Consider the following 14,175-nt stretch of genomic DNA (forward strand, 5'->3'; position numbering starts at 1 on the left):
CTTCAAGCAGTCTCGAACTCGAGATTATTTCTCAATCATTGCTAGTGCATCATTTAGCACTTTTTCGCCGTCCATTGTTCCATAGTCAATCCCGTTAATGATCGCAACTGGAATACCTAATGGATCCAGTACTCGCTTCAAATTCTTCTCTAAAAACCGAACTTGTGGTGCGAGTAAAACAACATCTACGTTGCCTTTATACTTATCAAAATCAGCTTCCGCCACTGCAATGACAGTAGCGTCCACTTGTTGTTTTTCGATAGCTTCTGTCATTTTTTTTACGAGCAGACTTGTGGACATACCGGCCGAACAAACTAACATGATGTTATTCATTAATTTAACCTCCTAGTTTGAAAAGCTGCACGTATGTATAATATGCAAGATATGTGCCAACTTTTCTTCTTGTTTGTTGCTTTCTTATCAAGTTTTCACTTACACAAGTAAAAAAGCCAAGTGTGTAAGACAATACACACTTGGCAGTTTTTTTCTTAATTTTCTTCTACCTGATTGGAGAGCATCATCTGTGTTAAATATGCGATTTCTGATTGTGGTATTACGATATCATACTCAATTTCTACGTTTTCCATCATTTGTTGCGTGATTTGCATTTCTACCATATGGTTTTTGGCAAATTCATTTAAATCTGGGAATTCCCGGTCGACAGCCCCTAATTTTACACGTTCGATAAGGAAAGCTAAGTGCAGGATCATTCCAATGTCTACCCCTGACTCAAGTATAACATTAAGTTGCAATTGTAGTTCTGAAATCACTTTTCGTAAAAAGTAGACTAGTTGCTCTGCAGAACTTACTGCTTGTAAATTTCCTTCTAATGAAGCGATTAATTTTTCATAAGGTACTTCATCATTTAAAATTCTAGAAACAATTCCTAAGCCACCTTCTGATAGAACTTCCAGCGCGCTAAAGAATGGGATATCGCGGTATTCAAAGGCTACTGAACCCATGATAGCTAGTATATTGTATTCTTCCATGAGTTGATCAATTCGCTCACGAAAAGCTTCCTTGTGCAAGAATTGCAATACAATAATTTCAATTTTCGTTTCATCAATAATTGGCGCTACGACTTTGCGTAATTGCTCGGCTACTCCTTCTCCAGTAAAACAAGTGAAGATTACCGCATTTTTTACGGGTTTAGCTCGTAAGACATGTGCTTTATATTTATTTTCAAATAATTGCTCACAACTTTGATAAATATCTTCTAAGCCGCGTCCGAGTGAAGCTTTTCGCATCGCTTCTAATACAACTGGTGTGCTTACCATTGTAACAGTTTTCGTGCGAACTCCTAGCTCTTCGGTCAGCATATTACCAAAAGAAGTAAGTGACCCCATATCAGATAGGATTAGAACTCCTTTGACTGGGTTTAATTTGATGACAGTTTGCTTTAATTTTTCATACATTGCCTTTACTTCAACGGTAAGCGGCATATCAAGAGCAATCCCACTTTCAATGCTTAGTAATTCTTGCACCGTTTCCACCATACTTGTAGCAGTTGAACGACCGTGCATCATCACAATCACTTCTACTTGGTTTTCTTGAGAAAGCGATGTATCCACTACTTCCTCGGTTAAGAACATCGTTAAAAATCCAATTTCGTCAAAAGGAATTTCAATGTTTAATTCTTGTTCTATCAGCGCGGATAAATCAATAGCTACTTGGAATTCTTTAGGATATTTTTTGCGAATATTATTTAAATCTGGATGAATAATATGTTTTTGTTCGCGTACTCGTTCAATAGTGCTTTGTAAATGCAAGGAGAAGGCGAATTTCATTTTTTCGTTGTATTTACGATTTAATTTTTCTTCCGCCATGGCATATACTTTTTCTGTTAATTCCCAAACTGCTGGTGCAATGATTTCTTTCGCTGTTTGGTGGGTTGGTAACTGGACCATGTAATCGTGGAAGTATTGATCCACATCCACATAAAGCGCTTCTTCTAACTCGCTTTGGTCCTTCCCTTCTTTCATTAATTGGTCTGCTTTTTCTTGGATGGCATGATAAACATCGTGCACATCTTCCGTTTCGACAAATTCATCACTCGTATCAACAAATTTAAAAATGGTTTTGTTGACGTCGATTAAACGGTTTAATTTTTCCGGTTCGTCTTTTAAGTGAAGTAAACCTTTTTGAACGTGGATAGGTAAGTCATCTTGTTCGATTAAAATATAATTGGCTGTTTTGGTTTTATAATGCAGAAAAGCCTTGGCACAGGCCAATTTTAAGTCTCTTTGCAATTGACCCACGTTAGCGCTTGCATGATAAAGTAAAAAAGCAATCAACGCTTTTCTGTGTACACGTATGGATTGGTGAAGTCTTGTTGCTTCTTGGTTCAAGAAAAACTCCACTAATTGATAGCGCTCTTCTAGGTTTCGTTCTGCAAGAGATGGCAAAGTAATAGTCATCGGAATACGTCTTGTGAAAGTTTCTAATAAGAAATTATCTGGTGATTCTGTCGTTGCTCCGATAATTTGAACTTGCGCGCGATGCACATTCGCACTTTCTCCTAGTGGACGAAATTCTCCTTTATCGATAAAAGTAAAGAGCATTTCTTGGCCTTCAGGTGGTAAACGATGGATTTCATCAAGGAATAAAATCCCGCCGTCTGCTTTTTTCAGCAAACCTTCACGTGTTTCTTCTGCTCCTGTATAAGCGCCTTTGATTACCCCAAAAATGTGACCAAATAACAGTTGTGGATTTTGTGCATAATCCGCACAGTTAAACGAAACAAATGGTGCGTCTGCCGGGATGGTTTCCGATTCTTTCGCAAATTGATACATACATTCAGCAAATAACGATTTCCCTGTTCCCGTGCGCCCTAGAATGAGGCTATGAAGTCCATTCGGTGGATATAATATGGCAGCTTTGGCTTGTTGAATACTTACCTTTAAGCTATCTTCTGAACCAATCAATCTTCCAAATGCAGATTCTTGCAAAGTGCCTGCTTGTTGTGGGGCTCTTTCCATCGTTTTTACGGCTTGATAAAATACTGGTTTCCCAGGAAGTTTGTCTATTCTTTTTTCTTTAAAAAGATCATTTAGATAACGACTAGCGTTCGCTCTGTCCATTTGAAGCAATTCTGCGACATCAGCAGCAGATACTTTATCTTCTTTTTCGTTTAGAAGTTGGAGGACTTCTTCTTTTCTACTAGACATCTACTCTACTCCTTTTTAAAACTCTATGATTCCATTATACCTTTTTAAATGGCATCCTCGCAACGATAAAAATTAAGTAAAAAAAAGCGCGAATGCTTTTCTTTCTATACAAGAGAGAAAAACATTCGGCGCATCTTAAGATTTTTTGAAATTAGTTGGTTTTTTGTTGAATTTATTTGGTTTATTATTCCGTGTCGGTTTAGATGAGTTAGTTGGCTTTTCTTTACGACCTCCAACAGTTCCAGTAGACTTGTCTTTCCGGAACGGTTTCTTCCCGTCATCCTTCTTACTTTTTTGAACTTGTTTTGGTGGTCTGGAAGCTTTTTTAGCGATTTTGTTTTCTGGAACAGCGCCGTCAAGAAGCTTTCCTTGATAAAAGCGAACCTGCTTCCCTTTTAAATTGTGGATAGTTAAATATTGTTTTAATGTCCTTATTTCACGGGGATTAGCGAAAGTAATAACTGTACCCGATTTGCCCATTCGTCCAGTCCGTCCAGAACGGTGCGTGTACTCTTTTTCACTTGCTGCTAAGTCATAGTGAATCACGTAAGGTAAATCTTCTATATCCAGCCCACGAGCCGCTACATCTGTCACGATTAAATAAGTCAACGCGCCTTTTTTAAAGTCGTCCAGATATTTTTTTCGTTTTTCTTTGCGAATTTCGCCGTGAATTCCAGCTGCTTTTACTTTATCGTAGTGCAGTTTTTCAAGCAAAATTTCCATTCGTGGTTTGTCTTTTACGAAAACTAAGCCGCGCATATCTTTAATATGTGAAATACGGCGCAGTAAAGTAGCTTTATCACGTGATTCCACATCCATGTATAAGTGTTCCACATTCGTTAATTCTTCTGGTTTTGCTGTTACCTCTAGTATTACTGGTGTGTTTTCTGTTTGTGCAAAAAACATGTCCGGATTTTCTAGTTTTGTCGCGGATACAAGTGTCAATTGGCGATCGCGAACAGCACTTTCAACAATCTCAAGTGTGCTTTTAAAATTTTCTTGGCGAAGTAATTGGTCACATTCGTCCAAAGTAATCGTTTTGATTTCATGCATTTTAATTTTCTTTTGTTTGATTAGTTCAAGTGCACGACCTGGAGAGGCCACAATAATTTGCGGTTTTTTCTTTAATTTTTCGATTTGACGTTTGACATTAGCTCCTCCAATTAAAGAAATCACTGTCAACTCATCGCTTGGCAACCACGAACGGATTACTTCTGTGATTTGCATAACTAATTCATGTGATGGCGCTAAAACGAGCCATTGAGTTTTTGGAATTGCCTCTATTTTTTCAAGGGTTGGCAGTGCATAAGCCACCGTTTTCCCCGTTCCAGTTGGTGATACTGCAAGTACATCTGCACCATCTTTGATTGGTTGATACATAGCGCTTTGAATCTCTGTTGGCGTTTCATAACCATGTTCTTGCCATTTTTCAGCCCAAAAGCTTGGGATATTTGATTCTGTCATGACCCGACTCCTTTATTAGTTCTTCTCTGTATCATACCATGCTTACTGCAAGTCTGCACTTTTATTTAGAAATTTTATTGCGAGGAAAAAGTAAACAAGAGCCATCAAAAGATTAAAACTCATCTGAATAAAATTAAAATGAACACTTGAAAAAAGGGAATAATAAAAATGGATTTCTGAGCTACTTTTAGATAAAAAATTTGTTCCGATGGATACTTGAATTGCATTAATTAGTATAAAGTAGATTAATGCACCAATAAAACCAACACGGAAACCATTGACTGGCACCATACTCAAAGCTGTTGCTAAATAAAGGGTACAGACGAAAGAAAAAGTATTAAGTCCTATCGCTAAAAAAGTGTCAAAAATGATATTTATTATTACTGAAAAAGACATCTCCGCCCCGCCAATTATCGCCAAGCTAATTATAATCACAATAACCCCCGCCGTTAGAATAGCTGTTTCTATTAAGACGATGATTAATTTGTTCAATAGTATTTTCCAAATAGGTGTTTCTGTTTGAAAAAACAAATAGCGGTTTTCGTCGTAAATTCCAGATCGAGCTGCTGCCAAAAATAAAAGCAACCAAATGATTAACCAACTAGCACCAACGAAGCCTATTAAAGCTATGAAAACATCCTCACCGGATCCAAATATAGCTCCGTCTACATTTGACTCCATTACAAGCGACTCTGATATGCCATTTCCTAATTTAGAAAAAAGACCAATAAGTAAACAAATTAGCCATCCAACAAAAGTAGCAAAAAATATGTAACAATGTGCATTCCATTCTAATTTCCAGTGTGCTTTAAGCATGCCCAAATACCTCCCTATAGTAATCTACCACTGATTTCCCGTTTTCTTCCCGAAGTGTTTCTGTGTCTATTTGCTCAATTATTTTGCCTCGTTTCAAGAAAATAATTTCATCAAACATCATTTCCATATCTTGAATTAAGTGTGTTGTGACAACAAGTGTAGCATCTTCTTTAAGAAAAGTCGCGATGCTTTTAATTAGGTCATCACGTGAAATCAAATCAATTTCTGAAAATGGTTCATCCAGCAAATAAAGGTCTACATCTCGGCATAAAATAAGGGCTAACATTACTTTTGCAGCATTACCCTTGGATAAATATTTGGTATTTTCTTTTACATTGATTCCAAGCGAATGGATCATTTGTTTTGCTTTTTCATGGTCAAAATCCGGAAAAAAGCTGCGATAAATTTGAAAATAGTCGCGAATAACCATATTAGGTAAAAAATCCTCGCTCGGTAAATAGGCTATTCTGCTGTGTTCTGCTAAGTTTATTGTTCCAGATGTTGGTTTAAGTAGACCGGATATAGCATTTAACAAAGTTGTTTTTCCCGCGCCATTAGGACCAAGAAGGCCGATGATTTTCCCTTTTTGAAGAGATAAGTTAATGTCATTTAATGGTTTTCTTTTTCGATATTTTTTCGTTAATCCTGTAATTGTAATCAGGTTTTCATTCATGGTTGCGGCTCCTTTTTATTAGTAATTCTATTGCTGCTTGGTCATCTAAACCAATGCTCTTCGCTTCTTCCAAAAACCGTTCTGTAATCGCATCTGCTAACTCTATTTTTAATTGGTCGAAAAGTGCTTTGTCGGAAGTGACGAATGATCCCATCCCTCGTTTTGCATAAATATAACCTGCTCGTTCTAATTCTTGATAGGCGCGGCTAACGGTATTAGGATTTACTGCAAGCTTTACGCCCATTTCCCGAACAGAAGGCAACTTATCTTCCCCTTTCCATTCACCTGTAATCATTTGTTTTTTCATCCAGTCAGAGATTTGACTATAGATTGGTTTATCTGCATGAAAAGTTGGCTGCATTGTTACCTCCTTTTTAACGAAACTAGTGTATTAAGTAAATAGTACACTTAGGTTTCATTTATTGTCAAGCACAAAAAAACTAGGAATCAGCATGGTAGCCTTTTCCTAGCTCTTCAAAATTATTTTTCCGCATCAAACCAAATATCATTTTGGTGACGAAGTTCGTTGGAGACACGTAATACTTTTAAGCTTAGGTCTGCTAAGTATTCATATGTATCTCGGTCACTTTGTTCGATGATTCTTGCAAACTCTGCTGCTTCAAATTGCATGTCGTTGGCTAAAATTGGTTCAGCGAGTTCAGTTTCTTCTTTTGTTGCGTTGTCGTAAAAAGTAATCTTTTCAATTCCAGTAAGTGGATCGACAATTAGTGTTCCTTTTTGACCATAAATTTCGCTTGGCAGGAAGGACTGTGAGTTTTTCCCTTGAATGATAGTAATATTGAATGTTGGGTATTCAAGAATTATTGGTCCAAGTCCGTCTACACCAGTTGGTAATTTAGTGGCAAAATAAGTGGATTTTACGGGTTCACCGAATAGTGTAATCGCTGAGTAAAGTGGATAAACACCCAAGTCAACGATGGATCCACCAGAGAATTTCAAGGAGAAAATGTTTGGTTCTTCACCGTTTAAAACTTGATCGTATCTGGAAGAATACTTCATATATGCAAGTGTTGCGCCGTGAATAGTGCCAACTTTTTCGATGCTTTCTTGTAGGCGTTTGAAGTTTGGTTCTTGAATGTGGCGTGCTGCTTCAAATAAAAAGACATTGTTTTCGCGAGCAATTTGATGTGCATGCTCCAATTCGGCTACGGTAGAAAAAATCGGTTTTTCTACGATAACATGTTTTTTATTTTTCAGTAAGCTAACCGCATGTTGATAATGAAGCGCATTAGGAGAAGCGATGTAGACCGCATCAAGTGCATCTGATTTGCCCATTTCTTCTATATCTGTGAAATAAGTCAACTCTCCATATTTTTCTCCAAATGCGCGTGCTTTCTCTTCTGTGCGCGAATATACCGCAGTAAGATTCCATTCACCTGAATTAATAGCACCTTCAATAAAAGAATCCGTAATCCAGTTCGTTCCCATAATTCCAAGTTTCATTAGCCAACAGCTCCCTTCATTTTATCTTAAGTATACCTTAAAATAAGGAAAAAAGGGTACTAATTGTTTGAAACAGATGGTCCACTGATTCTAGTAGTATAGATTATTTCGTTTTCAGCATTCCCTCCTTCAAGGAGCTCCACTAGTTTATCTGCGGCAACTGCGCCCCATTTGTACTTCGAATATTCAATAGTAGCAAGGCGCGGCACCAAATACTCACTTATATCCGTATTATCAAAGCCAATAATACGTACGTCTTTACCGATTTCCAAATCTGTTCCTGCGAAATAACGATACATTCCAATGGCCATGTTATCATTTAGAGCGAATACAGAAACGGGTGCTTTCCAATTTTCCGTGATAATAGCTGCTGCTCTTTCGCCACTCTCTTCGGAAAAATCTCCTTCAATAATATGCACCTTTTTGTCACCTGACCGAGCGAGTTCTTGTTTCGCCGTTTCGAGCCTAACTCTTGCATCATAAGAATCGTCTGGACCGGTAATGACATAGAAATCACCTTTAAAATTTGTGGATAAATAATCAATCGCTAGCGTTGCGCCACCTTTATTATCCAGAAGGACTTGGCTCACATTTTCATGGGTAAGTTCCCGGTCAAGCACCACTAATTTATGACCGCGATTAGCATAATTAACGATTTCGCTAGACGGGAAATTCGCATCTAAAATAATAGCGCCATCAATCATTTTCTCAGGTAAAAATCGGTGTGTTTTCGTGCCACTGCAAGCGATGAGTTCATATCCATGTTTATATAGCGTTTGCGTTAAACCTTCCAGTAAAGTTCCGTAAAAAATCCCGCCGTAATTCGTTAAATAGACGCCGATAATTTTTGTTTCTCTTGTTTTTAACGTTCGTGCTGCCATATTGGGAATATAATTCAATTCATTTGCGATGGTCATAATCCGTTTTCGCGTTTTTTCGGTTACTTTCGGGCTGCCATTAAGCGCGTAGGATACTGTTGAAATGGAAACCCCTGCCTTTTTCGCGATATCTTTAATTCCTACCACGTGAATCGCATCCTTTTCTGTTTTCTTTTATTATACACAAAACAACCTTAGAGACGGTTATTTTTTGAAAATTTAATCGTGATTTGTGAACATTTTGTTGTTAAATTCTTTTTCGGTAAAAGGAGCGCGCCAGTTCGGTAGGCATTCGCTTCATTTTCAACGGGGGGCGCTTCCCCATTTACGAAAATACCTGCCTCATCTGCGCTTTCAAATGTGATGTCTAGTGGATAATTATCCAGTTCGATATGACATTCTAACCCATCCAGTTCTTCTGGTAAAACGGGGTCAAAGAGAATCGCATTTTCAGTTTGACGAATACCAAGAACAGAACTGATTAATTGATGTAAGTATATTCCTGGACCACTTGAGTAAATCCGCCACCCACCTTTCACAGGAATGGTTCCTTCTTTTACTCGACTAAATTCATTTTGCGCCTGATAGCGGTCTAAAAATGCGGCGTCAGAACTACTGAAATAAGTATTGCTTTGACGTAGTGCTGCATTTGGTACTACTTCTTTAATATTGATTGGATTGATGACATCTAGCATATGCCAAGCTTCTTGGTCACCAATTTTTGCTAATGCTTCAATATAACGAATATGTGCATGTACGTACTGCAAACCGACTTCTCTACCAAAGTTTGCAGCTTGCTCAGCACGTTTGAAATGCGTACTTACCCCACCTGCATAATGTGCGGGTTCGCTCATCAATCTGACGCCATCCGGATGAAGCAAATGCTCGTCGATAATAGCGAAGTTTCGGCTTGCTTGCTTTTTATCGACCAATTCAGCAATGACACTTCTCGTAAGTGGAATTAAGCGATACTTAATATTCGTATCTTTATCTTCCGGATGAATCATCCACACTGGTGCTTTTCCTTCTTCTAAATAAAGGAATCCTGGAATAACGTCCGTTTCCGTTGTCATATATTTCGCAAAGTCAGCTTGCACACGTTTTGCTAGCGCACCATATTTGTCGCCTGTTGGTAAGAACGCAGCTAGACGTTTGAATGTTTGATATGTTAGTGCCACTGTCCAGCTAGAAACCATGTTCTTCTTCAATTGGGCATTAGCCGGTTGAAGCGTGTCATCCCAGTCTCCGTCACCGTAGTTAGAAAGTGCTGTCCCTTTCATAAAGCGTGCTTCGATTGTTTGTACAGCTAATTCAATATGCGCTAGAAGTGTGCCTTTTTCCTTTGTGAATGTTTTTGCTTCACGGTCAACGAAAGGAATTTCTTCTTCGAGTATTTCTGTATCTCCACTCATTTCTAAGTAATCACCAATAATTTTTAGCGGCCAAACAATTACATCGCCGTGGCTCTCTTCTTGTTGAATGGAGGTGTATTTATCAAACATAAACCACTGCGGCCAGTCACCCGTATCTTGATATTGATGTGAAAAGATGGTTAACACCAATTGGCGCAACACAGCTTTGTTGCCTGTTGCAAGGAAGAACTCAAAAGGACCTTGGCTGACATCACGAGTCCCCCATGCTGCCCCGCTATATTGTTCTAAACCGTGCGGCGACGCGTAGTGCACTAACATTTGATGCGCATACCAGTAAACCGTTAAGTTGAGCTTTTCAGCAGTGGTACTTTGATGGTTTAAATGGAACTGGGCTGTTAGTTCGTCATAGCTAGCGCGAATTTCTTTCGTAGCTGCTTCTAAATCTGCGTTTTGTTTGGCAAACGAATCAGTTAATTTTGCTTGTACGTGGAAAGTTGCGTTAGCCGTCGGTTCGAATACAAATACGTCCAAACCAGCTGTTCCTGCATACTCTTTCGCAAAATAACGTTCGTCAGTCATTTCGTTAAAAGTTCCGTCTACTCGGAATTGAAGTGCCGGATAGGTTTCTACAATCGGCGAATCTTCTGCTGGGAAATAAGTGACGACGCCATCAGTCATTTCTTTTTTTATTGTACTGTCGTATTCATTTGTTCCCATGGTTACTTGGTTGGTTAGTACTAGTTTGTATGAACGGCCTTTTTCAGACTGTACACGGACGAAAGCTTCTTTACTTTCAGCGGTTAAGGTAGTTTGCACGGTGATTAAATCGTCATTCCACTGATAATACCAAGTCGAGTAATTCGTGCTTGTTTCCCAAACAGATGGTACGCCAAGTGGTCTGAGTTCCGTATCTTGTTCGATATAAATTCTTAAGCCGCTTGTTTGAAGAATATTGAGTGGATTCCGCGCATGGCTATTCCATTTATTCATATTCGTATTCCCAGCAACTAATTGTGATAGAAATGAGCCATACATGTATGTCGTTGCAGAAAGAGTTGCTTCCGGATTTAACACGTCCACTTTGTCTAGTAAAATGCTGCCGTGTGGTCGTTCTAGAGCAGCTTCTTTTTCACGGGTAACAACGTGCGCATAGTTTGGCGTGAAGAAGGAAAGTAGCGTGCCGCCTTGTTTTTCTTCTTGGATTCGATCTGGAAACTTCGCTTGTAACCATTTTCCAGAAATACTTTCACCAGTAATTGGTTTGCTGATATTTTTTGCCAGCGTGGCTTTAGTACTTGGCTGATAAGCTTCTTCTTTGATGTTCGTTTTTATTTCAGCTATATTTTCAGCCGGTGCTCCAGATGCTTTTGGTTGGTGCTCTGTTGCGTATCCGTAAAAACTCGTTTCTGCATGATTGGTAAATAGCTCTGTCTGCAAGGAAATTTGCGCGAATTCATATTGATATACACGGTTGGGTAGGGATTTTTTCGTAAGCGCGGCCAGTTCGTTCGTCACTTTGTAATCCGTCCCATAAATATCGAAGCCATCTGTTGCGTAACCGACAATTTTGGTTAATGCGCCAATTTGGATTGCTGGAAAGCGATCGTTTTGCGGTTGATTTTGGCGAGCTTGAATGGTATATCCAGTTTTTCCTTCTGTCACATGATAATCAATATATTGAGACATATAAGCCTCGTTTGTTCGCACCGCGGCTTGTTCTGCAAGTCCTAAGTCTTGTAAATAAACAAGGTCAAATGTCCCCGCGCCATCAACTATCACCTGATAAAACCAGCCACGTGAATGGAACTTCATTTGAACATTATAACGAAACGCGCCAACTGTCCCTTGATACTCTACACCATTTTGATTAAAACCAACTTCTGCATCTCCAGTTAAAAGTGGATAAATCTCCACTTTATCATTCACATGCGCCCGCACGTAGATTTGCGATAAGCGATTTTCTAACGGGTTTTGAATGACTTGATTTAGCATAATATCATTTAATTTCAACCAAGCAAGCTCTCCGCCTGGATAAAATGCAGCTGATAAATCTTTCTTTTTAATCTCTTTTAATTTTGTCACGCGTATCCACCTACTTCCAATTCAAAAACGTCTACATCTTCACTACTAGTCCCAACAAAAACGCGGTGAAGTCCTGGTTCTTGTACTTTTTCAAGTTGATGGCTATAGAAAGAAAATGCCTCGCTTGTTAATTCAAATGTAACTGTTTTTTCTTCACCAGCTTGAAGCGCCACTTTTTCAAAAGCTTTTAGTTCTTTGACAGGTCTTGAAATGCTCGCTGTTACATCTTGTAAATATACTTGGATTACTTCTTTTCCTGCGATTTTGCTCGTGTTTTTAATGGTAACTTTTACCTGAAGCGCCTCACCCAGATTTAATTCTTTTGGTAACTCTGCTGTTTTGAGTTCAAATTCGCTGTAGCTTTTCCCGTAACCAAATGGATAAAACGGTTCGTTAGGAATATCAAGGTAATGCGATACGTAGCGTTCTCCTTTATTTTCTGGTGTTTGTGGTCTGCCTGTTCGTAAATGATTGTAATAAACAGGGATTTGACCTGTTGTTTGTGGGAAAGACATCGACAATTTCCCTGAAGGATTACTCGCACCGCTAAGTAAATCAGCAGTGACATGTCCCGCTTCTGTTCCAGGAAACCATAATTCTAAGAGCGCATCACTAGACTCGGCTAATTCTTTTACTTCAAGTGGTCTGCCGTTAAATAATGTAATTACTACTGGTTTTCCGAGTGATTGTACAAATTTAGCTAAGTTGTATTGTGCTTCTGGCAAACGAATAGTAGCAAGACTTCCGGCTTCTCCTCCCCATTCATTTTTTTCACCTAGCGCGAGAACGACTACTTCTGTATTTTGCACCGCTTCTTTAATCGCGGTTTTATTATCCTCAGTAAACTCGGTATAATCCGTCGAAACGGTTTTGATAGTTTCAAATACTTCGCGCAAACCAGTTTCTACATTAATGCCATCTTTTTCTTCCCCATATACATTCCAACCACCAAGAATATCAGGTGATGTAGCAAGTGGGCCAACTAAAGCAATTTTTGTTTTTGTATCTAACGGAAGTATATGGTTTTTATTTTCTAATAAGACAGCTGATTCAACACCTGCAGCACGCGCTTTCTTGCGACTTTCATCCGTTAAAATGTCTTTTGCGCGATTCGTTTCTTTTAAGCCACGGTATGGATCTTCAAATAGTCCTAAATCATTTTTCAACTGTAACATACGTAGAACAGCTTCATCGAGAAGACTTTCGGATAATTTATCTTCTTCAATTAAACCTTTTAATTCATGGATATAACAAGTCGTCATCATTTCTAAATCAACACCTGCTTCCATTGAAAACTGTGCGGCTTCTTGCGGATTTCTTGCTGTTCCGTGATTAATTACCTCGGCAACCGCGCCCCAGTCTGAAATAAGAACTCCGTCAAAGTCCATCTCACCTCGCAGAACATCACGATTTAACCATTTATTCATCGTAGCCGGAACGCCGTCTACCACATTAAATGCCGTCATAACTAACTTAGCTCCTGCTTGAATTGCTGCGTGGTAAGCAGGTAAATAATTCTGATATAATTCGCGTGTTGACATATTGACCGTATTATATTCCAGACCAGCCTCTGCTGCCCCGTATGCCGCAAAATGTTTCACACACGCTGCCATCCGCTCAAAAGTTCTATCTAATTTACTTGCATCTCCTTGATAGCCTTCTACCATCGCTTTTCCAAGTTCACTATTTAAAAATGGATCTTCACCGGTTGACTCCATTACGCGACCCCATCTTGGGTCTCGAACTAAATCAAGCATTGGCGAAAAAGTAACATGATGCCCGTCTGCTGTTGCTTCAAGCGCCGAAACTTCCGCCATCACACGCACCGTTTCCCGATCAAAAGAACAACCAAGCGCAAGTGGAATTGGAAATACAGTTTTATATCCATGTATGACATCCGCCATAAAAATAAGCGGAATCCCTAGTCGATTCGTTTTTAAATAAGCTTCTTGAATTCCAATCATATCAAGTGCCGAACTTGATCCAAGCACCGAACCCGCATTTTCCGTATGCGCATTCGTTAATTTCATTTCTTGAAGAAGCGGCCCTGTTAATTCTGCATTTTTGTTTGTACCTTTAAAAAGAAAAGGGGAAAGTTGAAGACATTGAGCGATTTTTTCATCTAATGTCATTTGATTGACTAAATCCTGTACTTTTTCTTGTTTCATAGGAACCTCCTGAACACTTTTTTCGAAACGTTTCTATTCAAATATAACAACAGTATAAGCGCTTTCTTTTCTTTAGTCAACCAAAAACGA

Annotated in this window: 10 protein-coding genes; all 10 read right to left on the reverse strand. The window is 38.9% G+C overall.

Going from position 1 to position 14,175, the window contains the following annotated elements:
• Positions 1-24 precede the first annotated feature (24 nt).
• Positions 25-333: a PTS sugar transporter subunit IIB gene (locus HRK21_RS00435; RefSeq protein WP_003722197.1), complete on the reverse strand. Its 309-nt coding sequence runs from the start codon at positions 331-333 to the stop codon at positions 25-27.
• Between the two features lie 155 nt (positions 334-488).
• A complete protein-coding gene (locus HRK21_RS00440) occupies positions 489-3,167 on the reverse strand; it encodes a sigma-54-dependent transcriptional regulator (RefSeq protein ID WP_070006037.1) in 2,679 nt (892 codons plus the stop codon).
• 135 nt (positions 3,168-3,302) lie between these two features.
• On the reverse strand, positions 3,303-4,631 hold the full coding sequence (locus HRK21_RS00445) for a DEAD/DEAH box helicase (RefSeq protein ID WP_069887722.1): 1,329 nt from the start codon (positions 4,629-4,631) through the stop codon (positions 3,303-3,305).
• A 42-nt stretch (positions 4,632-4,673) separates the two neighbouring features.
• The gene (locus tag HRK21_RS00450; protein WP_070006038.1) at positions 4,674-5,447 is read right to left on the reverse strand and encodes a hypothetical protein; all 774 of its coding nucleotides are present in this window, start codon (positions 5,445-5,447) and stop codon (positions 4,674-4,676) included.
• Positions 5,440-6,120 (reverse strand): ABC transporter ATP-binding protein, encoded by a 681-nt coding sequence (locus HRK21_RS00455; RefSeq protein ID WP_003739158.1) that lies wholly within the window; start codon positions 6,118-6,120, stop codon positions 5,440-5,442. The genes HRK21_RS00450 and HRK21_RS00455 overlap by 8 nt, the downstream gene beginning before the upstream one ends.
• Complete coding sequence (locus HRK21_RS00460) at positions 6,113-6,481, reverse strand: GntR family transcriptional regulator (RefSeq protein ID WP_070006039.1); 369 nt, start codon at positions 6,479-6,481, stop codon at positions 6,113-6,115. The genes HRK21_RS00455 and HRK21_RS00460 overlap by 8 nt, the downstream gene beginning before the upstream one ends.
• Before the next feature lie 119 nt (positions 6,482-6,600).
• Entirely contained in the window at positions 6,601-7,584 is a 984-nt protein-coding gene (locus tag HRK21_RS00465) for a Gfo/Idh/MocA family protein (protein WP_069887719.1), read from the reverse strand.
• A 59-nt stretch (positions 7,585-7,643) separates the two neighbouring features.
• Positions 7,644-8,609 carry a LacI family DNA-binding transcriptional regulator gene (locus HRK21_RS00470; RefSeq protein ID WP_070006040.1) on the reverse strand — a complete coding sequence of 322 codons (966 nt, stop codon included), beginning with the start codon at positions 8,607-8,609 and terminating at the stop codon, positions 7,644-7,646.
• Positions 8,610-8,656: 47 nt separating this feature from the next.
• The gene (locus HRK21_RS00475; protein ID WP_070006041.1) at positions 8,657-11,917 is read right to left on the reverse strand and encodes a glycoside hydrolase family 94 protein; all 3,261 of its coding nucleotides are present in this window, start codon (positions 11,915-11,917) and stop codon (positions 8,657-8,659) included.
• Positions 11,914-14,085 (reverse strand): beta-glucosidase BglX, encoded by a 2,172-nt coding sequence (bglX, locus tag HRK21_RS00480; protein ID WP_070006042.1) that lies wholly within the window; start codon positions 14,083-14,085, stop codon positions 11,914-11,916. Before bglX ends, HRK21_RS00475 begins: the two co-directional genes overlap by 4 nt.
• Positions 14,086-14,175 lie beyond the last annotated feature (90 nt).

This window comes from Listeria monocytogenes (genome assembly GCF_013282665.1).
Classification (GTDB): domain Bacteria; phylum Bacillota; class Bacilli; order Lactobacillales; family Listeriaceae; genus Listeria; species Listeria monocytogenes_C.